The organism is Shewanella sp. MTB7, assembly GCF_027571385.1.
Classification (GTDB): domain Bacteria; phylum Pseudomonadota; class Gammaproteobacteria; order Enterobacterales; family Shewanellaceae; genus Shewanella.
The window spans coordinates 5,618,292-5,640,247 of sequence record NZ_CP085636.1 but is presented as its reverse complement, the minus strand read 5'-3'; the positions used below and the strand labels follow the sequence as shown (position 1 = coordinate 5,640,247).

The 21,956-nt window shown below is 42.3% G+C and carries 17 protein-coding genes and 1 pseudogene; 10 read left to right on the top strand and 8 right to left on the bottom strand.

Annotation, left to right across the window (positions count from 1 at the left end):
* The first annotated feature begins 44 nt into the window (after window positions 1–44).
* From HWQ47_RS24600 to HWQ47_RS24590, 3 genes are read left to right on the top strand one after another with little or no spacing between them, the layout of a single operon-like run.
* Window positions 45–1,721, top strand: a complete 1,677-nt coding sequence (locus HWQ47_RS24600) for an FAD-binding oxidoreductase (RefSeq protein WP_269968603.1) — start codon at window positions 45–47, stop codon at window positions 1,719–1,721.
* Window positions 1,718–3,313: a glycerol-3-phosphate dehydrogenase/oxidase gene (locus HWQ47_RS24595; RefSeq protein WP_269968602.1), complete on the top strand. Its 1,596-nt coding sequence runs from the start codon at window positions 1,718–1,720 to the stop codon at window positions 3,311–3,313. The genes HWQ47_RS24600 and HWQ47_RS24595 overlap by 4 nt, the downstream gene beginning before the upstream one ends.
* Window positions 3,310–4,911, top strand: coding sequence for an FGGY-family carbohydrate kinase (locus tag HWQ47_RS24590; RefSeq protein ID WP_269968601.1), 1,602 nt, complete (start codon window positions 3,310–3,312; stop codon window positions 4,909–4,911). The genes HWQ47_RS24595 and HWQ47_RS24590 overlap by 4 nt, the downstream gene beginning before the upstream one ends.
* Window positions 4,912–5,073: 162 nt before the next feature.
* On the opposite strand, the gene HWQ47_RS24585 is transcribed toward HWQ47_RS24590, so the two are convergent.
* Window positions 5,074–6,369 (bottom strand): hypothetical protein, encoded by a 1,296-nt coding sequence (locus HWQ47_RS24585; RefSeq protein WP_269968600.1) that lies wholly within the window; start codon window positions 6,367–6,369, stop codon window positions 5,074–5,076.
* A gap of 563 nt (window positions 6,370–6,932) precedes the next feature.
* The gene (locus HWQ47_RS24580) at window positions 6,933–8,816 is read right to left on the bottom strand and encodes a sulfatase (RefSeq protein ID WP_269968599.1); all 1,884 of its coding nucleotides are present in this window, start codon (window positions 8,814–8,816) and stop codon (window positions 6,933–6,935) included.
* A gap of 688 nt (window positions 8,817–9,504) precedes the next feature.
* On the opposite strand from HWQ47_RS24580, the gene fdhD reads away from it, so the two are divergent.
* On the top strand, window positions 9,505–10,308 hold the full coding sequence (fdhD, locus tag HWQ47_RS24575) for a formate dehydrogenase accessory sulfurtransferase FdhD (protein ID WP_269968598.1): 804 nt from the start codon (window positions 9,505–9,507) through the stop codon (window positions 10,306–10,308).
* Window positions 10,309–10,330: 22 nt separating this feature from the next.
* Entirely contained in the window at window positions 10,331–12,616 is a 2,286-nt protein-coding gene (locus tag HWQ47_RS24570) for an FdhF/YdeP family oxidoreductase (RefSeq protein ID WP_269968597.1), read from the top strand.
* A gap of 140 nt (window positions 12,617–12,756) precedes the next feature.
* On the opposite strand, the gene HWQ47_RS24565 is transcribed toward HWQ47_RS24570, so the two are convergent.
* Window positions 12,757–13,677 carry a LysR substrate-binding domain-containing protein gene (locus tag HWQ47_RS24565; protein WP_269968596.1) on the bottom strand — a complete coding sequence of 307 codons (921 nt, stop codon included), beginning with the start codon at window positions 13,675–13,677 and terminating at the stop codon, window positions 12,757–12,759.
* Window positions 13,678–13,806: 129 nt separating this feature from the next.
* Between HWQ47_RS24565 and HWQ47_RS28150 the strand changes: the two are divergent.
* Window positions 13,807–15,368: pseudogene (locus HWQ47_RS28150) on the top strand (BCCT family transporter).
* On the top strand, window positions 15,368–16,486 hold the full coding sequence (locus HWQ47_RS24550; RefSeq protein ID WP_269968593.1) for a mandelate racemase/muconate lactonizing enzyme family protein: 1,119 nt from the start codon (window positions 15,368–15,370) through the stop codon (window positions 16,484–16,486). The pseudogene HWQ47_RS28150 and the gene HWQ47_RS24550 overlap by 1 nt, the downstream one beginning before the upstream one ends.
* Before the next feature lie 180 nt (window positions 16,487–16,666).
* Here HWQ47_RS24550 and HWQ47_RS24545 read toward each other — a convergent pair whose 3' ends face one another.
* The 4 genes from HWQ47_RS24545 to HWQ47_RS24530 form a co-directional block, all read right to left on the bottom strand.
* Entirely contained in the window at window positions 16,667–16,840 is a 174-nt protein-coding gene (locus HWQ47_RS24545) for a hypothetical protein (RefSeq protein ID WP_269968592.1), read from the bottom strand.
* A gap of 391 nt (window positions 16,841–17,231) precedes the next feature.
* On the bottom strand, window positions 17,232–17,921 hold the full coding sequence (locus HWQ47_RS24540) for a TorF family putative porin (RefSeq protein ID WP_269968591.1): 690 nt from the start codon (window positions 17,919–17,921) through the stop codon (window positions 17,232–17,234).
* Window positions 17,922–18,210: 289 nt separating this feature from the next.
* Window positions 18,211–18,483: an HU family DNA-binding protein gene (locus HWQ47_RS24535; protein ID WP_269968590.1), complete on the bottom strand. Its 273-nt coding sequence runs from the start codon at window positions 18,481–18,483 to the stop codon at window positions 18,211–18,213.
* Window positions 18,484–18,691: 208 nt separating this feature from the next.
* Window positions 18,692–19,081 (bottom strand): hypothetical protein, encoded by a 390-nt coding sequence (locus tag HWQ47_RS24530; RefSeq protein ID WP_269968589.1) that lies wholly within the window; start codon window positions 19,079–19,081, stop codon window positions 18,692–18,694.
* A gap of 152 nt (window positions 19,082–19,233) precedes the next feature.
* Between HWQ47_RS24530 and HWQ47_RS24525 the strand changes: the two genes are divergently transcribed.
* Together HWQ47_RS24525 and HWQ47_RS24520 are read left to right on the top strand one after the other, a co-directional pair.
* Window positions 19,234–19,743: a DUF4240 domain-containing protein gene (locus HWQ47_RS24525; RefSeq protein WP_269968588.1), complete on the top strand. Its 510-nt coding sequence runs from the start codon at window positions 19,234–19,236 to the stop codon at window positions 19,741–19,743.
* 207 nt (window positions 19,744–19,950) lie between these two features.
* Window positions 19,951–20,475 carry a DUF3016 domain-containing protein gene (locus tag HWQ47_RS24520; protein WP_269968587.1) on the top strand — a complete coding sequence of 175 codons (525 nt, stop codon included), beginning with the start codon at window positions 19,951–19,953 and terminating at the stop codon, window positions 20,473–20,475.
* Window positions 20,476–20,644: 169 nt separating this feature from the next.
* On the opposite strand, the gene HWQ47_RS24515 is transcribed toward HWQ47_RS24520, so the two are convergent.
* Entirely contained in the window at window positions 20,645–20,956 is a 312-nt protein-coding gene (locus tag HWQ47_RS24515; RefSeq protein WP_269968586.1) for a prephenate dehydrogenase, read from the bottom strand.
* A 54-nt stretch (window positions 20,957–21,010) separates the two neighbouring features.
* Between HWQ47_RS24515 and HWQ47_RS24510 the strand changes: the two genes are divergently transcribed.
* On the top strand, window positions 21,011–21,892 hold the full coding sequence (locus HWQ47_RS24510) for a TraB/GumN family protein (RefSeq protein ID WP_269968585.1): 882 nt from the start codon (window positions 21,011–21,013) through the stop codon (window positions 21,890–21,892).
* The last annotated feature ends 64 nt before the right edge of the window (window positions 21,893–21,956 follow it).

The window sequence follows — 21,956 nt, the reverse complement described above, 5'->3', positions numbered from 1 at the left end:
ACATTGTAAGATAAATCCATCTGTATGCAAATCGGTCAATCACTATGGGCAAGTCACTTCAGGATAATCGTCAATGGAATGGGTGGGGAGACAGGGAGAAAAGCCTGGCGCTCACCCCCGATGGTGCCACTTTTATCACCCAGACCTTAGGCCCTGCTAAGCCTTTGCCTGTTGCGACGCTAGATGAGGTGCTGGCCAAGGTGCCAGAGTCTAGACTCGATGAGAGCGAGCTTTACACCCGAGATGCTGAGGTGCGATTGCGCCATGCCCGTGGCCAGAGTCTACCGGACTGGTTAGCCATGAAGAGTGGTGAGTTTAATCTCTTTCCCGATGCTGTGGCCTTTCCGAGGAGCAGTGAAGATATCCGCATTTTGATGGCAGAAGCCAAAGCGAAAGGCTGGCAGTTGATCCCCTACGGCGGCGGCACTTCTGTGGTGGGACACATCACCCCATGTGCCTGCGATAAACCAGTGTTAACCATCTCAATGAGTAAGATGAATCGTTTGATTGATCTGGATCGGGTTGATCAGATCGCCACGTTCGGTGCAGGCGTTAAGGGGCCATTTTTGGAAGCCCAGCTGCAGGCACAAGGCTATACTTTAGGGCATTTTCCCCAATCATTTGAACTATCTACATTAGGTGGTTGGGTGGTAACTCGCTCCAGTGGTCAACAATCTTTAGGTTATGGACGTATTGAAAACCTGTTTGCAGGAGGGGAGATAGAGACGTTTGAGGGCAAAGTCTCTATTCCGACGCTACCGGCTTCATCGGCGGGGCCAGATTGGCGTCAACTGGTGCTGGGATCTGAGGGGCATTTAGGCATCTTAACCGAGGTGAAAGTTAGAGTAAGCCGTTTGCCCCAAGAGGAGTTTTTTGGAGTGGCCTTTATGCCTAACTGGCAGCAGGGAATAGCCTGCGCTAGAGAGGCTATTCAACAGGGGTTGCCACTTTCAATGCTTAGAGTCAGCAATAGTATCGAGACCAGCACTCAGCTCTACTTGTCGGCGACCCAGACTCAACGCCATTGGCTGGCTAAGTTGCTTGCCCTTAAAGGCGTGGGGGATGATAAATGCATGTTGGTCTACGGGATAACAGGGGATAAACAGGCTAATAAGCAGAGTTATAAGCGTTTGAAAGCGGTGATTTCCCAATTTAAGGGCGTCAACACTGGCCGGAGCTTAGGCAAGAAATGGGCCCATAAGCGTTTTGCTTTCCCCTACCTCAGAGAGACGTTGTGGCAGATGGGTTATGCCATTGACACATTAGAGACCGCCACTAACTGGTCCAATATCGCGCCGTTGACCCAGAAGATAGAGCAAAGCCTCAGGGAAGGATTAACCGAGTGTGGCACTGCTGACGATTCTAAGAGCAAGGTGCACGTGTTCTCCCATCTGTCACACCTTTATAGCGATGGAGCCAGCATTTATACCACTTATCTGTTTCCTGTATCTGACAGTTATGAAGAAACGCATACCCGCTGGCAAAAGTTAAAGTCAACCACATCAAGATTGATCGTTCAGAGCAATGGCACCATCAGTCATCAACACGGGGTAGGGAGTGATCATGCAGCTTATCTAGTTGAAGAGAAAGGTGAGCGTGTGGTCGATTCTTTGCAAAGTTATTTCAGATCCTTCGATCCCGAAGGCCAGTTAAACCCCGGTAAGTTATTTAAAGCTATCCCAACTAAAGCGATCCAAAATCAAGCGAAACAGGATCAATGAAGACGCTTAGTCAGGTCGCAAAAGAGGCAAGGGGGGTAATTGCAGAGGATCAAGCCGGTGAATACGATCTTATCATCGTCGGCGGCGGGATCACGGGGGCTGGGATCTTTCATCTTGCGGCCAGCCAAGGGGCTAAAGTGCTATTGGTCGAACAGCAAGATTTTGCCTGGGGCACCTCGAGTCGCTCCTCTAAAATGGTACACGGAGGCCTGCGTTACCTCGCTAGTGGTCAATGGAAAATGACCCGAGATGCCGCCAGAGAGCGCGAGTCTATGCTAACAGAGCTACCGGGATTGGTTGATTTGATGCCCTACTTGATGCTGCACAAACAGGGCGATTTTCCCTCTGCCGCTATTTTTCATCGGGTATTATCTGTTTACGATAAGCTGGCTGGCAGCAAGCACCATAAGCCTTTAAGTATGGATAGGGCCCGCTCTTGGTTATCTGAACTCTCGTTCGATGGGATCGCTGGAGTAAGCTTGTTTGCCGATGGGGTGACCGACGATGCGCGTCTAGTACTGCGATCCCTGCAGGATGGCGTATTAGCTGGAGGGCAGGCGCTCAATTATGCCAAGGTGACTGGGTTTATAGAGGAGGGGGATCGGATCCGTGGGATTGAGCTTAGTTTAAATGCAAGTGACCTAAGTGGTCGGGGCTTAGATGAAAGCAGCCATAGGTTAATGGCTAAATGCGTTATCAATGCCACGGGTTGTTGGGCGGCGGAATTGCACCCATTAGATCAAGGTGGATTAAGACCATTAAGAGGCAGTCATCTCGTGCTGCCCTTTGAGCGTCTGCCAGTCTCTGCTTGTATCACTTTTTATCATCCTCAAGATGGCCGTCCTGTGTATATTTATCCGTGGCAGGGTTGTAGTGTTATCGGCACCACAGATTTAGATCATCAAGGGGATCTGGATCGCGAACCTGGGATCGCTCAAGAGGAGGTGGATTATCTACTGGGATTGGCTCAGCACTATTTCCCAAAGCAAGAGATAGAGGAGGCTGATGTGGTCAGCTGTTGGAGTGGCATAAGGCCTATCTTCAGCGAATTTAAGGATAAAGCTCCTTCGAAAGAATCCCGTGAGCATATTATCTGGTCTAGACCGGGATTAATCTCGGTCACTGGCGGTAAGCTAACTAGCTATCACTTGATGGCAAAAGAGACGCTTGATAAAGTAAGTGAGCAGTTACCTGAGTTGTTCACAGACTTGAAAAAAGCGCCATTTAGTCAAGTGACTCAAGGTTATGCAGATAAGCATCTGACAGGCTATTTTGGGCATTTTGCGCCTCAAATTGCTGCGATGGATAACGACGACATGATAGGAATTAGCCGTTGTCAGTGGCGAGAACTTGAATGGTCAATTGCAAACGAGAGTGTGGTGCATCTGGACGATCTTTTGCTGCGACGTACTCGTTTAGCCCTTTTGTTGGGTAGTGATATTACCCGTTATCGTCAGGCTATTTTGTCACTTTGCTGCCGATATCTGAGTTGGCCGAATACCAAGGCTGATAAGGAGTGGGACAGGTTTGAGCTGATATTTAATCAAAGCTATCAACTGCCGAGTAGGCAAACAGATGGTGATCGACTGTGATAAATACTAGCAGGGATAGAGAACAGAGTGGTCAGGCATCTGAAGTTAAAGCTGATTGGATCTTAACGATCGATAACGGCACCCAAAGTGTCCGTGCTTTGGTCTTTGATCTCAACGGGCAATTGATCGCTAAATCCCAGTTAAAATTGATCCCCTATGAATCACCTCAATCCGGCTGGTGTGAACAGAGCGGTGATTATTACTGGCAAAATGTGTGTGATGCTTGTCAGGCTCTTTGGTTGCAGGGAATAGATAAAAAGAGGATTAAGGGGATGTCGGTGACCACACAGCGCGGCACCATGTTACCTTTGGATAAGCAAGGTGCGCCGCTGCATCCGGCGATCCTCTGGCTAGATCAACGCAGAGCAGAACCCTTGCCACGTTTAGGGGGGATTTGGGATCCGCTGTTTAATCTACTGGGCTTAAGTGAAACCATTGCTAACTTTAGGAGTCGTGCTCAACCAAACTGGCTCTATATCGAGAGGCGGGATCTGTGGGAGCAAACTTATAAATTTGCTTTTTTATCGGGTTTCTTTCATCACCGCTTGACTGGTGAGTGGGCGGATTCGACAGGATCTCAGGTGGGATATCTACCCTTCGATTATAAGAAACACAGATGGGCGCCAAAATGGGATTGGAAATGGCGAGCGTTGAATGTCAGACCGGATCAACTGCTATCTCTGGTGAAGCCTGGTGATAAGATCGGCGAGATCACCAAGTTGGCCAGTGAGCAAACCGGGATCCCCCAAGGGTTAACCGTTATCGCCGCAGCGGCAGATAAAGCGTGTGAAGTGCTGGGATCCGGTGGCCAGAGTGCCGATGTGGGCTGCTTAAGTTTCGGTACCACAGCCACGATTAATGTCACCATGAAACGCTACACCGAAGCGGTGCGATTTCTGCCCGCTTATCCATCGGCGATCACTGGTGCTTTTTGCAGTGAAGTAATGCTTTATCGTGGTTTCTGGATGGTGAGCTGGTTTAAGGAGCAGTTTGCCCATACAGAGCAGGCGAAAGCAGAGGAGGCTGGGATCGAAGCTGAAGCCCTGTTCGATGAATTAGTGAACAGTGTGCCGCCGGGATCCATGGGACTCATGTTGCAACCTTATTGGGGCCCTGGAGTAAAGCAACCTGGCCCTGAAGCTAAAGGCGCCGTGATAGGTTTTGGTGACTTGCATACCCGAGCACACCTTTATCGTGCGATCCTCGAAGGATTGGCTTTTGGTCTCAAAGAGGGGTTGGAAGCGATAGAGAAAAAAACAGGTTCTAAAGTTAAGGAGTTAAGAGTGTCTGGCGGCGGAGCGCAGAGTGATGCTGCCATGCAGATCGCTGCCGATATTTTTGGTTTACCCACAGTGCGAGCCCATACCATAGAGACCTCTGGACTCGGTGCAGCTATCGATGCGGCTGTCGGACTAGGGCTCTATGCTGACTTTGATACCGCGATCAAAGTTATGGTCCATGAAGGCGATCGTTTTGAACCTAATAGGGAACATTATGTGATGTACCAAAGGCTTTATCGGGAGATCTATCTCAATATTTACAAGAAGCTACAGCCTTTCTACAGCAAGATTAGGGATATAACGGGTTACCCAGAATAAGAGTTGCGGTCGAATGACCACATTCTATTTTATCTTTTAGAGTTTAACTTTTTGGGGGGCTAAGCATAAAATTTCATTGTTGTAAATTGAAGTATATGAAAGCACTAAATTAAGAAATGAACCACGCCATTTAACAAGTGACGTGGTTCAGGTGAGTTTATTCTAGTTTTTTAAGGCTTGTCTGACATTTTGCATACGATCAGTAGCCAGATAAATATCTCCTAAAAACGTATCGTAGAATGCTAGATCTCTGAGCTTAGGAATTTCAGCACTGTGTATTTTCATCTCTGTACGAGCGCGGTCGATTGCAACGTGAATTTCATTGTCCTCTCCGCCAACAAAATCCTTATTTGAATTTTTCAATGCCGCCCAAACTTCAGTTTGAATGTAAGTGCCTTGAGGATTGCGAATAAAGCTGTACTGGGATGAAAGTCTATGCCAAGTGGCGGCTGTTCCCGCAAGTTTTAACATGAATGCGAATTTCTGACTGTCGTTTTCACTGCCTAAATCACGATTGCCATAAGAGTTATTGCCGATTAAGCAGCGACTGCCAAAGTGGTCTACACATTTTTGCATCACCTTTCGGGTAAAGGATTTATTTTTACTCCAGATGAGATTTCTACCGTTAGTCCTGTAATCGTTCCAAATATTATAGGAAACACCAACAGGGGTTTGATTCCAAGCTGTCATGGCGTCAAACTGTGTGTTCTGAAGACATGCTTTATCTTTTTCCAGTGTCAGTCCTTTATTCATCAAGTAGCGAACCACATGAAGGCCATATCCTCCATTCGGAGTGTTATCTCCCTTGTGACGCCAAAAACTCTCGTCATTGCCTATGGCACAGCCACCTAAAGAAACTTCTCTTATGAGGTTATTGTTGTCGTATTTATTGGCCATTTTGCGATGGAAATTTTTCCACTTTGATGCATAGGCACTTTTCCAATAGGAGGGGATATTGCCATTTTTACCATTTTTAGTCGAAACTTGAACAAAACAAAGCTCGTTATTGGTTTTGTGTTTATAACTGCAAAAAATGGGATTACCTCTTCTATCGAGCGCTAGCCATTGTGGCGAATACATGCCAGCAAAGACTCGGAGCTTAATGGACAAAGGGTAAGATGGGTTTTGTCTGTTCCAGGTCGAGAGGCTGTTGATGGCTTTATCGACAACGTTGTTGCGAAGAATTCTGCCTTCAGAAGGTTCCAGTGTACGCCATTCGGCTTGTACTAAAATTGCATCAACTAAATGGCCGAGTCTTAATGGACCATTTTGAGGGCCCCCAGTAGAACTGATCACTATGTTGGGGTCATCAAAGCCATTTCTATTTGATGTAAAACCGTTGATTGTGCTTTTTAAATCTCCGCGAGATACAAATCCCTTGATAGGATCCTTTGCTGCCAACGCAGTATTACTGTGTCCAGCCATTAAAGCTAATAACAGGAGTAAATGGATTTTCATATTTGTTAATCTCCATTGTTGAAATAACTAGGGGAAGTCACCTCCTGTGTTTACCGCGGCTCAAAAGTTCTTCTGAGCACTCACCCTATAATGTGATTTATAATACTATATTGAAAAGTGAATATATGTAAATCAAATGTTGCAAAATCAATTGTAAAGACTGCTGAGATTAAGGGGGGACCAGCTCTGCTCCACTTCGTGATTTTGAGTGGTCTATGGTTTTTTTTCTCTCTTTCTTTCGAAAGTCAGGCTGAACATTAATCGTGGGACTTGAGAATAACTCATAGATAATTAGTAAGTTGTAGTCTTGAATTTATGTCGTTCAGGACTAATGAAACAATGTTGTTTGTTACGAAAAGTAGTGGTAGACAGGCACCTTCAGGAAAGATTTATTGTTTCATCAACTCCATTGACTATTGTGTATTTGAAATAGTCTTTTCGGTTGTAACTATTTATACTTGATTATTCAGGGAAGGTAAGGAGGCATTATAGCCTCCTTATTAGTTTGAGAATTGTGCGTTACCGATATTTACATCCTTGTTAATATCGGGTCGTTTAGATTTTCATTCTACCGTTGTTAGTGTGAGAGGGGTTTTTCTTAAGAAATTATTTTCATCAATTAATACAAATAAGTACCTCTCGTACTTCCTCGGCACCGTTGCCCTAATAATGAGTTGGTTGCTATTTATTCTTGCTGGTAACTTCTTATAAGTTACCACTACTTTTCCTACTCTAGTTACATCTCCGTCTTGGTATACTTTTGGGTCTGCAATTCGTACTAATAAATAGGCTTCCTTTACTTCTGCTCTCCCCCCTTTTAATTGTATCGTTGCAACTCTTGTTTCAGGATTGAAGGTATTAGAAACGATTCTTGGTATATCTGACTTTCCTTCTAATTCCCCTTGATACAAAGGGTTTAAATAAGGGAGGACTGCATTGTTTAATTCAAGGTGGGATTCTAATTTTTCTGTTAACTTTGCTAAACGAGCTTGGTGTTTAGGTACTGAAGCTAAGTCATGTTTCTCTTCTAAGTCAGCTCTGTTACCATTTTGATATAATCGATATAGTTCAAAACTGTTATCTAAGTGATTTTTATATAATTTAAAGTCACCCTCTCTTAAGGCTGACTGCATCTGGTGGTCAGTGTTGTGAGGGAAGTGCCAGAATAAATTTTCTCTTGGGTTACCTTGCTTATCAACAATGGTTTGATTCTCATCACTTAAGACATTTGAAATATCTAAACCACTCAGTTTTTCCTCATCTCCCTTATCTATAGAAGCCTGAGAAAGGTGCATGATGGTAGGAAAGTAATCCAGCTGATTTACTAAGCCATGATATTGAGTGCCCGCTTTAATAGTAGGTCCTGAAACCACCATTGGAACTCGAATTCCGCCTTCTTGTGCGTGTTTCTTCCCCATATCTAATGGGGCATTATCTGTTATTATTTCTTGGCTATGCTTCTCGGCACCACCATTATCAGAAGAGAGAAAGACATAAGTTGTTTCGATTAATTTTTTCCCAGGATTTCTTGGATCATCAGTTTTCTCTAGATAGGAGATAAGTTTACCTAAACTCCAATCCACCGTGGTAACCATAGCGCCGTAATAAGGGTTAGTTTGGCCTTCTGTAGTGATACTTGATGGATCTGTAGGGAAAGGAATACCTAGTTTATCTGTGTAGTATTCAAGCAACTCTCTATTTTTAGTCACCGTTGGAAAGTGAACTAGCCAATGGGCAAGATAAAGGAAAAAAGGTTCGTCCTTATTATCATCAATAAAAGACAAAGCGTTTTCAGTTACCTCGTCGTAAGGATAAGAGATGCCCTCTGGATACTTATCGCTGAAAGGTGCGTACTTTTCTATACTTAACGGATATTTTTCTGTCGGGGTGTTGCCTGAAAAATCTGTTGATCTGTCTTTAGCACTTCTATGAGCGCCACGACCACCATAAGAAAAATCAAATCCCACTGTAAGTGGTCCATTTTCTCGATAATCTCCCAAATGCCACTTTCCAGAATGCCCTGTTTTATAACCGTTGTTTTGTAAAGCACTGGCTATTGTTAATGTGTCTTGCGACAGATGGTCATTAATATAGGGTGCTATTAGTTTTGAATGACTCTTTGATCGCGGAATTCTTGCTCCTAATACGTGAGTTAGCTCTATTTTCGCCGGGTGTTGACCGGATAATAAACCCGCTCTAGAAGGAGCGCACGTTGGCGCTGATGAATAGGCTTGAGTGAAGTTCATTCCCTGGTCGGCGAGCTTCAACATATTAGGTGTTTCCCATGGTGTGGGCTTATCTATGTCATTTAATTGTGAATCTTGCCAGCCAAGATCATCAACATAAAAAATGATTACGTTTGGTTTTAAAAGCGTTTGATCGTCGTCACTAGCAAAAGCAATATTGCACGCAAGTAGCATGTATAAAAAATGAAATTTTTTGATCATAATCAAATCCTCTTATTTAAAGGCAAATATGGAGGCGTTATAACCTCTTTGCCAATGTTAAAAGTTGTCAGTTACCGACATATTATTTGTTCTATCTCGAGCATCGTCATCAAGGGAATTAAACTCGTTAATGTCAACATAAAGGCTAAAGATTGAAATAAACCAATTTCGGATCCATGTAATTTTATTTGATAAGGCAACATGTATATTTGAAAGTTGATATTAACGAAATCACCTTATTAAGTTACCTAATAACATACTAAGACATTGTCTTTTAGACTAATGAGCATAGGGAGACATATACCCTCATGAGTATTATTATATATAAGAATACTCAAGCTACTAACCTGCTGGTATCATGTCAAGATAATTTTTAACATTCTCGCCTAAATTTCCAAGATGTTTCCTGCATAATATCTGCTACTCAATTAGTTACATCGAAGAGATAAACTGTCGACGTAGATACAGGCGTAACCTTATGTTTCAAGGTAAAGTATCGTGCAGAGATACCCTTTGAATCTTGTTGAGAATTGATAAGTTATTTTTAATGACTGATAACTTTATCTTATATGTAACGCATTGGATTAATTGTTATTTTGATAGTAATAGGTTGTGGCTGTTATCTCTTGACTCTCTGATGTTAAAGGTGTGTAGTATATGTTAACTATAGCGAATGGACCCGGACAAAGTGACTCAAGATAGAGCTGAATATCTATGTTCGGCGAGTAGCTCATTAGATTTTAAATACCTTGGTGGGGAACACGTTGACAGTGCCTGCTTAGTGACCGAAATTGCCTTGTCTATCAGTTACCAAGGGGTAAACCATGCTGTGATGATGGTGACTCCTGTCGCGTTAGACGACTTCATCTTAGGCTTTTCCCTGTCCGAAAATATTATCTCTTCAGCCGTGAGCCTCAAAGATATTGATTATCAAGTGACGAAGATGGGGATTGAAGCCAATGTCACCATTCATGAGAGAGATTTTGCTCAACTTAAACGACAGAGACGTCAACTGAGTGGACGTACAGGATGTGGGATTTGTGGGTTAGAAGCATTGGAAAACCTGTTGTCACCAGCCCTTCCCGTAGCTAAAAGCGCGTTGCCGGATTTGAGAGTGTTGACTGACTTAGCGCCGAAGTTAAGAGAGTGGCAACAATATGGACAAATTTCAGGTGCGCTGCACGGGGCCTTTTTTGTTTACTACAATGGCGAGATAAAGGCCTGTCGGGAAGATGTGGGTCGCCATAATGCACTCGATAAACTGATTGGTCATCTTATCGCGACTAAGCTTGATCCTGATACAGGTTTTATTGTGATGACCAGCCGCTGTAGTTATGAATTAATTCAAAAAATAGCCCGTACCGGATTTTCGACCTTAGTGTGTTTGTCTGCGCCAACGAATTTGGCGGTATCTTGGGCCGAGAAACACAATATTAATTTGCTCCACCTTACCAAGCATGACGCCCCGAGAGTCTATAGCAGAGGCGTTTAACCTAGGAGTTTGAGTCGATACTATGACAAAAAAAAGAATCGCTAAATATGCTCAAGCTGCCGGTGGGTGGGGAGCCTTAGCCAGCACGGCAAAGCACCTTATTAAAAGTGAGAACCTTGCCAATAATATTAGAAATTTACTCAAAACCAATCAAGATCATGGTTTTGATTGCCCTGGATGTGCATGGGGTGAAAACCGTGAGCAGGGGCACTTTAAGTTTTGTGAAAATGGCGCTAAAGCGGTGAACTGGGAGGCGACCAGTAAACGAGTGACCGCTGAGTTTTTTCAGCATCACAGTGTCAGTGAACTTAAATTGCAGGACGGTTACTTTTTAGAGTCACAAGGACGATTATCTGAGCCACTAACATATAACTCGGATACCGACAGATATGAATCAATCTCATGGGCAGATGCTTTTGAGCTCATTGCTGGCACGTTAAATGGACTAGCCAATCCAAATCAGGCTGAGTTTTATACCTCTGGCCGCACCAGTAATGAGGCTGCTTTTCTGTATCAGCTATTTGTCAGAATGTACGGTAGCAATAATTTCCCTGACTGCTCTAACATGTGTCATGAGGCAACGGGTGTGGCATTGACCGCCTCCATTGGAGTAGGGAAAGGCACGGTTACCTTAGATGATTTTGAGTATGCTGATGCTATTTTTGTATTTGGTCAAAACCCAGGTAGTAATCATCCAAGAATGCTAGACACCTTGTATCAAGCATCTCGGCGCGGCGCTCAGATCATTACGTTTAACACCTTAAAAGAGCGTGGCTTAGAGCGTTTTGCTAATCCTCAGGATAAGGTTGAGATGGTAACTCACGGCTCAACGCCCATCAGCAGTGTCTATTTCACCCCTAAGTTGGGTGGCGATATGGCGGCGATCAGAGGCATGGTCAAAGCGATGGTGGCGATGGATAAGGATAATAAAACCACCGGAGGAGCTGGCGTATTTGATGATGGGTTTATCTCTGAACATAGTCAGGGAATTGAGCGTTACCTTGAGGAGGTTGAGAACACTCGTTGGAGTAAAATCATTGAGCAGTCGGGACTGACTCAGGGACAACTTGAGCAAGCAGCTAAAGCTCACCTTAACGCTGATCGTGTTATTTGTACTTGGGCCATGGGGCTCACACAACATAAACACTCAGTGCAGACTATTCAGGAACTGACCAATTTACAGTTATTGCGAGGACAACTAGGCAAACCTGGAGCTGGTTTGTGCCCTGTTCGTGGCCACAGTAATGTACAGGGTGACAGAACGATGGGGATCAACGAAAAGCCCAATAAGGCTTTTTTGGCAAGTCTTGAGCGAGTGTTTGGTTTTTCTCCTCCTGTAGAGCCCGGGCATAATGTGGTGCAGGCGATCCACGCTATGTTGTCTGGTGAGAGTAAAGTTTTTATCGGATTAGGTGGCAATTTTGCTGCGGCAGCCCCAGATACACAATTGACGGAGGAAGCCCTAAGCCGCTGTGGTTTAACGGTGCATATAGCGACTAAGTTGAATCGAACGCATTTGGTGACAGGTAAACAGGCGCTGATTTTACCTTGTCTTGGGCGAACAGATATTGATATGCAGGCAAGTGGGGCTCAGAAGGTGACCGTTGAAGATTCATTTAGCATGGTGCACGGCTCTGCTGGAGTGGTAGAGAGTGAGTTGGGGCAGATGTTATCTGAGCCTGCAATCATTGCAGGTATCGCTAAAGCGACGTTAGGTGAGGCGTTAGTTGATTGGTCTGAGATGATTGCCGACTATGACAATATTCGCGATAAAATTGCTGAAGTGATCCCTAGGTTTGATAACTTTAATCATCAAATCCAACAAGCAGGAGGCTTCTATTTAGGCAATCCAGCAGCTCGACATATATGGAATACAGAGAGTCAGAAAGCGGAGTTTATGACCCATGAATTACCAGATTCAATCGTGCCTCAGTCTATTTATGGATTAACCGATAAACCTGTTTTTGTGCTGCAGACTTTGCGTTCCCATGATCAATATAATACAACTATCTATGGTTTGGATGACAGGTACAGAGGCGTTTATGGCCAGCGTAGAGTGTTAATGATGAATGCTGAAGATATAGCTCTTTTAGGGCTAGCACATCTAGATTGCGTTAACATTAACTCACTTTGGCCTGATAGCAAGCTCCGTCAAGTTTCGGATTTTACCTTGATTGAATACGACATTCCACGAGGCAATGTTGCAGCGTATTATCCGGAAACAAATCCACTGGTGCCTTTAGAAAGTGTTGGTGATTTAAGTTGGACGCCAACCTCTAAATCGATCGCTGTTGAAATATTCAAATAGTAGTCTTTCGATACTCAGGTTCTCATGATCATTAACCGTGAGTTAATGGCATCTTGTTTACTGCACCGCGATTACGAGAGTTGAAAATAGCTAATGCATTTCCAGGTGTTAGGATGATGGGCTTAACCGAACTTATTTCATTAATAAATCCGAGCGTTTTTTAATACAATTTGATGTAAGAAAGCAATAAATAATTTGGATTGTGCAGAAAGTTCATGATGGCGGCGAGTTAAAATATAATAGGCTTTGTGGTGCCTAACTTTGAGATCCGGAAACAGCATAATCAACTTTTTTGATTGCAGATGTTCTTTAATTAAATCATAGCCACATAATGCCACCCCGATACCAGAAACTGCCATCGACATGACCACATCCGACTCACCTATTACATGACCTTGATCGAGATTAAGTCCTGCAACAGGGTAATACTTCAACCAGTGTTTCCAATCGTTGTAGTCACGTTCGTGGATCAAAGTCGTACGATTTAAATCTTCTAAGCTCGATATGTTCATTTTTGCTTTATATTCTGGCGAGCAAACAGGTACGTATTCAAGTCCACAGAGAAATTGGGCATCAACCCCATCCCATTTACCATCGCCCCATTTGATGGCTACTTCAGTTTCTGATAAAAAATCAAGATGATGGGTGGTGAGTACTTGTCTAAATAATATTTGTGGATTCTCTTCCAGAAATTTAGGGAGCTCAGGGCTGATTAGCACTCGACTGAAAACAGGTTCAGTTTCGATATTAAGTAAGCATGAGTCGCTGACTTTTTGAAACGTTTCCACGACTTTCATCAGTCGATTAAATGGTGTCTCAATTTGCGACAATAATTGCTCACCAGCTTCAGTTAACACGACCTTTTTTGAATCTCTAAAAAAAAGTTTAACGTTAAAGAGGCTTTCGAGTTTTGCCACCTGTTGACTTACCGCAGGTTGGGTAAGATGAAGTTCACGACTTGCTAACGTGAAACTTTGCTTTTCTGCTACGGACTTAAAGGCTAAAAGCCATGCGAAATGAGGGGTACGCAATAATGAGTGCTCTTTTTTTGAACTGCGCATAATGATTCATTATGGAGGTATAAAGAATGGTTGCTTGATCCTACTTAAGTAATCGTAAAAAATCCACGCCAATTCGTATAGCACTCTAATTATAACGAATGCTTATCTTTAAATTTGTGGAGCACAATAATGACCATACAAGCTACAGACACTAGTTTGTCAATATCGCCACCGTCATCAAAGAATGATCTATTCTTGATCAGCGTTAGCTTACTGTTCGTTTTCTCATTAATTGTATTATTAATGTTGTATCCAGAAAGCTCACAAGAAGCTGCTGTCGGTATGTTCGCAAGTTTGACCAATAGTATTGGTTCATTTGTCCAACTACTTGGATTTGCGTGTGTGTGTATTGTGCTTTTTATTGCCGCAAGTAAATATGGCACGATCAAATTAGGTGAAGGTGATCCTGAGTATTCAAACATGAGTTGGATATTCATGTTTATCTGTGCAGGTTTAGGCTCGGCCACCATGTATTGGGCATTTATGGAGTGGGCTTATTACTATAATTCAATCGGTTTAAATATCACCGCTGAAAGTAATCAAGCGTTGCGTCATAGTTTGTCCTATGTCTTTTTCCATTGGGGGATCACACCTTGGGCTATTTATGCATTAGCGTCTATTACCATGGCTTATCACTTCCATGTTAATCGCAGCAAGGGTTTAAATTTATCATCATTAGTGTCATCGATTACAGGCTTAAAAGATGGCGGAATGGCAAGTCGTATTACTGGTCGAGTGCTTGATTTAATTTTCCTTTTTTCGACTTTTGGCGGTTTAATTCTAACCACAACCATTACCATTGGTACCGTATCCACAGGTTTGTCTTCACTGTTTGGTTTTGAGAATGTATTTCTTTCAAAGTATTACTGCTTGGTTTGGTGACGTTAACGTTCACCTTAAGCTCATATATTGGTATTAGCGAAGGTCTACAAAAAATTGCCCATATGGCATGTGGCATGACATTTGTGTTTGGTTTAATTGTACTGATACTCGGTGATACCGGATTCATTATCGACTTCTTCGTCAATACAGTGGGCTTAACCATAGGTAATTTTGTTGAGATGAGTTTGTTTACTGACGCCACGAATGAAGGAACATTCAATAAAGATTGGACCGTATTCTATTGGCTCTATTGGTTAACTTACACGCCAGGTGTGGCAATCTTTATTACCCGAATCTCTAAGGGTCGTACCATTCGTGAAGTCATTTTAGGTCTGATTGCAGGTGGTTGTGGTGGTTGTTGGTTCTTCTTTGGCAGTTTAAGTGGTTACGCTGTGGATATGTTTAATACCGGCGTCATTAACGTGCCTGAAATATTAAATACGGTAAGCGGTGATTATGCGGTGGCAGAGTTAATTAGTAACTTACCATTTGGCTCAATATTATCTGTTTTCTATTTTGTGTTAATGATGGTGTTTCTTGCTTCGCATCTTGATGCTACCGCATTTACGGTTGCTGCGGTAACCACTAAAGACTTGTCCCAAGGTCAAGATCCAACTCGTTCGTTACGTCTATTCTGGTGCATCATGTTAAGTTTACTACCGTTAGCCATGCTGTATATCAATGCATCGTTATCGACCCTAAAGATCGCGGTTACATTAACTGCTGCGCCATTTACCATTGTTCTAGTTATTTGTATTTTTGGGTTGAAGAAATTCTTAACCACGCACAATTTTGATGAGGCAAAATAATGAAAATTATCGATATAGAAGTGATCCACTTACGCGTACCAGCAGTGGATGAAATCTGCACTTGGGGTGAAGATGCGGTTATCGTTAAAGTAATTACGGATACAGGTCTAGTGGGTATTGGTGAGGCTGATTCTTCACCTGAAGTGGTTAAAGCCTGTATTGAAACACCGAACTCGAACTTATATTGCTACGGTCTTAAGGCATTATTATTGGGTGAAAATCCATTAGAAATTGAAAGACTGTGGAACAAGATGTATTGGGCTTCAAACTATATGGGCCGTCGCGGTGCAGGCATTCATGCTATTAGTGCGATTGATATCGCGCTGTGGGATATTGCTGGTCAATTTTATAATGTACCTGTACACACGTTACTTGGTGGTAAGTATCGCGATAAAATTCAAGCATACGGTACCTTTATTCCAGCGGATAAACCTGAAGATAACCGCGCCATCGCTCAGTCATTAGTTGCGCAAGGTTTCACTAGTATTAAGTTTGGTGGTGGTGTATTTGGTACCGACCCTGACACAGATTATGAAATCGTCCGTCATGTGCGTGAAGCAGTTGGTGATGATATTGAAGTGCAAATTGATCTTGCTTCTAGGTGGGGCACCTGTGGCCATGCGATGGCTATGTGCAAACGCTTAGAGAAGTTTAATTTAAACTGGGTTGAAGAGCCAGTACTGGCTGACAATATGAATAGTTACGCTAAGCTTGCGGGTCAAATACCACAAAAGCTGGCGGGCGGAGAGTCACTAACAACACGTTATGAGTTCAGTGATTTCTTACAAAAATCAAATGTGGATATTGTGCAGCCAGATATCACCCGTTGTGGTGGTATTACCGAAATGAAAAAGATTTATGATATTGCACAAATGCACGGTACCCAGTTAGTGCCACACGGTTTTAGTACTGGTATTTTACTGGCAGCGTCAGTGCATTTCTTAGCTGCATGCGAACATGGCACGTTAATGGAGTATTCACAGAGTGATAGTCCGCTATTTACCGACTTAGTCAAAAACCGCTTACCTTTTGATAATGGTTACGTGTATGTGTCTGATGCTCCGGGCTTAGGAATAGAGCTAGATGATGAGGTTATTAATCGTTATCGAGTGAGTTAGATAATTAGGTTTTACCAATAACAATGCCTCAGAGTGATCACTCCGGGGTATTTTTTTATCTGATAAAAATGTTAATGATAAAAGAGAACGGTGAGTTGTTTGGGAATTTATCTGATAAGTGATTCTTGATATTATGTCTGAATCTAGGTCACTGCCTAGATTCAGTCATCAAAAGGTGGATTAGTAAAAATCTCCACCCATGGCACGTTGTAGTTCAGCATCTGCTAGAAGATCTTCTAAACGCTTCTTTATTGCACGTCGGTGTACTATATCATCCATCTCTCTTCTGCTAGACGGTTGAGCGATGGCTTCTATTTCTGCATCGTCGGGCGCAAGATCAATCATTTGAGCCATAACGAACTCCTTACTTGTTAAATACCTTTGGCATCTTTCATTTGCTAATAGGTAAAAATGACATTTGAAATCATGTCGGGATTGGTTATTTGTTCACGCTTTAGGTTTTAAATATTCACTAAGATGGTAACGGGAATGTAAACTGCATATTAGTAAGCGCTGATGAGGAAGATATCAGGCTCCACTGAGAAAAAGTGGGATCTAGCTAACAATTCTTATAGATGATGTATAAATTAATCTTGTTGCTGTTTTTTATTTTATAGTTCAATTAAATAATTAAAATTCAAATGGTTATTGTGATTGCTTAGCGTGAGCACTCGCTTGTTAGGTCAAGGCTCACCCTGTTGTATGTCACAGTTTCAAGTTTTGTGATATTGAAAGAATAAAATGTTTATAAGCCGAAACTATAACTGTATCCAATAACTATTTTGGGATCATCACCATTCAGATCGGTATCACTGATCATAAAGTTAATGTCTCCTACACTGGTTTCTTTATTAAGAGATACTGAATAATCAGAGTAGTGGCTGGTTGCAAACCAAGCGGTCACGATATCATCGGTAGAATATCCATAATGCAGTGCAATTGATAGCGTATCAGAGAGAGGGATGCTCACTCCTGCGTCAAAGTAGCCCATGTCTTTATTGTCTAATGGCTCACTTGCTACATCGCTGTCTGCATTGACGACATGTGAGTAGCTCAAGTTAAACCATTTCCAACTCACAGTGGCTTTGAGCTCGCCAAAATCGATATTTGAATCGCTGTCAGGATAAGCATAGTAAAGGTAACCTATATCATACCCAAACTCTTCACCGATACTGCCAGTATAGCCAGTGTAAAAATCTAACTCATAACTGGTGGCATCGCCAAAATCTACATTTGAAGCCCAAGTTCCTAGGTAAAAACCATTGTCATGCTCATAGTCTATCCCTCCTTGCACAGCAACAGCATCTTGGGTCTGACTTACGCCTCGCCAAAGGTAGTTAGACGTTGCACCTATATTTGCGGTAACGTCGGCATATGCACCAAAGCTGGTTAGTATGCTTGAAGCCAATAGTGTACTTGTTAGTGCTAATCTCATCTTTAATTCCCCATTATTTATAATCATACCTCTGCGGCTTATGAATTTACTGCAGTAGATATTAAGAATAGATAAGCGAGTAATGTGCCAATGTTTTTATTAATTAATATCAGTAAGTTGTATTTGGTAATAGATACTTATGCTGTATTTTGGTTAATATTGATGCAAAGTCGCACTTAACTGGTGCAACCAATAAATTTGAAGATTGAGAGAAGGGAGCGTTATTAAAGAAAATGACACAAAAAAACCTCCATCAGGAGGTTTTTATTTAAAACGGTGAAAGGCGTGTTTAGTTAACGCTGTCTTTCAGTGTTTTACCCGCTTTAAACTTTGGTACTGTGGCGGCAGGGATTTGAATCTCTTTACCCGTTTGTGGGTTACGGCCAGTACGTGCAGCGCGATTAGACGTTTCGAAAGAACCAAATCCAACGATAGAAATCTTATCACCGTTTTTCATCGCTTCTGTAACCGTCTCTTCAAAAGATTTTAGTGCACGAGCAGCTTCTGTTTTAGTCAGTTCTGCACGCTCAGCCATTTTTGCAACAAGTTCAGTCTTATTCATTTGAATAGTCTCTTCTTTCCGTAGATTAAATTATACCAATCACACAGTATTTGTAGTAATTGCAGTCACTAACATGCCATAAGATATCTGATATTAAAAGAGCTTTAAGCCGCTTCTTGCCTCTTTAAGGCTAAAATCTGTGCAGAAAGTGTTCTCTGGCTGATTGTTAGCCAATATCAGAGCTAAGTTCGCGAACTTTATAGACGTTTTATTCTGAGGTGAGTGCTAAGTATCTCTTGGTGGATTTAGAAAAAGCGACCCAAAATTGAAATATTAAAGCTAGGCTAGCAGTGATTGCGATTAAAGACACCGGTATCTCAATATTGTTGAATACCACTTTTACATCTTGCGGAGATATTTGGTAGGCGATAATGGCAGTGCCAGCGAGTGCTGTTAGCCCTAAGGTTTGGATCGCTAAATAGACTTTAAAAGCGATACCCGCCCAGCTAGTTCTTAAGAGTAAACCAAATAAAACCGGCACAACACCAAATGAAAAGAGATCGAACACTTGGATATTGATGGCCCGCCATGTTGCAACGACCGCAAGCGCTGCATACAGGATCATGATGAGGCTGAGGGCTAATGTAGGTTTTTTCATTGCATAACTCGTCAGGCTAAATATTGGGGGGAGTGTAAAAAAATCAACCGATTGTGTCAAAGTTAGTTTGTCTGGCTTAAGAGGGATAATTTTACTGCTCTGGTGAAGTGAATTAGTTAGAATAGGGGCGAGTTTACATTGATGGGATAGATATGACCGAAGCAGAGTTTTGGCTACTGGTAACGAGAGCAACACCGGAGCAAGATCAGATCAGTTTAGCCGATAATTTAAGAGCTAAGCTTGAACCATTTAGTGATGATGAGTTAGTCGAGTTTGATAAAATATTTGGTCAGCAAATGCGTCGCTCTTACTTTTGGTCGATGTGGGGTGCTGCCTATATTATCACTGGCTGTGACTCTGAATATGCCTTCGCTGAGTTTCGCTGCTTTTTGATCTCATTAGGCAAAGAGTGGTATGACAAAGCAATCGAAGCTCCTGATGTGTTAGGCACATTGTCACAGTGGCCTGAAAAAGATGGTTATGCTTATCCTTTTCTCGATGAGTATGATCTTATTGCAGGACAAATATTTGAGGATAGAAGCGGTGAGGAGTTGCCTTTTGTTCCCTCTGGTATGGCGACCCCTCAAGGAAAGAAGTTCTCAACTAAGAAGAAGTTATTGAAAAGTACCTATCCTCAATTGAGCCAACGTTTCCCTTTCTAATTAAGTCATTTAGCCATTAAAACAAAATGCGAGAACAGCTCGCTTTTTGTTTTTGAATACGTCTACTTCTTGTTTTTATCATTCTGTCAGTTTATTGAACTAGACAAGTGGCTAGGCACTAATTGTTTTGCATTAAGTGGGTATTCAGGTTATTAATCGTAAACTTTAAGGCAGTCGTTTTGTGTCCGATAATCTTTGGAGGTTCATATGAAGGTAACATATTTATTATTAGTGGGGATCATGAGTTCTGGTGCCGTGTTTGCGGCTACCGATGTTGTTGAAAACCCAGTCACTGAAAATGGAATGGTTAAAATAGAGTGGAAAGATCCTAAGAGTTTTCGTGATGTTAAAGCTGTGGGAGATATCCAATCACGTTACGAGATGCGTACTTTTGAAACCTTGACCAAGAACCTAAATAAAGAGGCCGTTAAAGTATTAAAGCCTAATCAAAAACTTGAACTGCAAGTCACTAATCTCGATCTTGCAGGAGATGTTAGGCCTACATTTGGCGCAAGCAGTCATGATATGCGCGTGGTGAAAGATATCTATCCTCCGCGTATTACCTTTACTTATACAGTGACTCAGGACGGTAAGACGATTATGGCTGGCGCTGAAAAGTTAACGGATTTAGGATTTATGCATTCAGTTGGTCGTATTAATGATAAACCGACTCGGTATGAATCTAAATTGTTGGTTGATTGGTTGAAAAAAACAGTAGCGCCAAAGCTTTAATTGTTCACAACATATTAGCTAACAGGCTAAAAAGAGCTGAGCGCTTTTTTAGCCTGTTTTTTTTAAGTACTTTCCCTAGCGCTAACTACGGAGAGGCTCACTTCTGTTGATCAAAGCAAATAAACCCTAGAGTGACAGCAAGATGACTTTACTTATTTTTTGGGTGAATTTATTTAGCTTGATCTTTAAAAGCTTGTAAAGTCTGTATTAACACACCAAGTTTTCTTACAAATTGCTCTAGAGCTGCTGGTAATGCTTGTGCATCAGTTGGCATTTTTTCAAGCTCGATGGCCAGCTCTTCAACATAAGGTTTAAAGCGATTACTTCGAGTTGAAAATCCTTCATCTTGGGTAAAAATGGTATTGAACTTTACATGACCCGATTTTTTAAGTTCATCGAGTTTGCCATCGGCATCGATAGATTTACGATAAGCGGCTTGTAAATTATCTTTAAGTTGTTCAATAACACGTGTGTGTGGCATAACTGCCTCTCATTTCATAAATTTTAATTGTCGAGATTATAAGGGGCGAAGAAGATGGCAACAAGTAAGTTAAGTGGAATACTTACGTTAGTCTGGGGAGCTTGCTTAGCTTGTACCTTTTCAGTGCAGGCAGCTCCTGAGGATAACCCTCCGTTTTATCAAATTGAATATAAAGGGAATACGGCATATTTACTTGGCTCAATTCATGTGGGTAAAGCCGACTTTTATCCTATGGCTACTCAAATTGAGTCATTATTTGATTCTGCCGCATCTTTGGTGGTTGAGGCCGATACTGATAATGCCGATATCAGTGCCTTGATCAATCAGTATGGATTGAAGTCTGTGTCAGCAGACATGAAGACACAAGCACAGCTTGATCATTATTGTGATACACGTGGGAAAATGTGTGCGGCCATGAAAGGGTTTGCTCCTTGGTTACAATCGATGCAGTTGAGTCTGGCTCGCTTTGAAAAGTTAGGCTATACCGCTCCCTATGGTATTGAACAGAGATTTATTTCAAAAAATAGAGGTCGGCCTCTTTTAGAGCTGGAAAGTACAGAATTTCAATTTCAATTGATGTCATCGTTTAATGATGAGACTCAATGGAAAATGGTAAGAGAAGCGATTGAAGCTCCTGATGATGAGATGCACTCCTTAGTGAATGCGTGGCGAAACGGCGATGAAATGCATTTAAATGAGTTGATGGAGGGACAAATGATCGACGGTGATGACCTCTTGATGGTCGAGAAGTTCTTGTGGCAACGAAACTTGAATATGGCAACGAGAATGCGTGAATTGATGGAAGCTGAAAGTACGCCTCAACCTATGTTTATTATGGTGGGTGCCGGACATGTGGTAGGTCCTAAAAGTATTGTCAAGGAGCTGATTAACAAGGGGGCTGAAGTGAATGATTGTTGGAAACATTCTTGTCAATGAGGTAAAGCTGGGTGACCAAGCGTTATCTTGACTATACTTTCTGGTGCAGGTTTGTAATTTATCT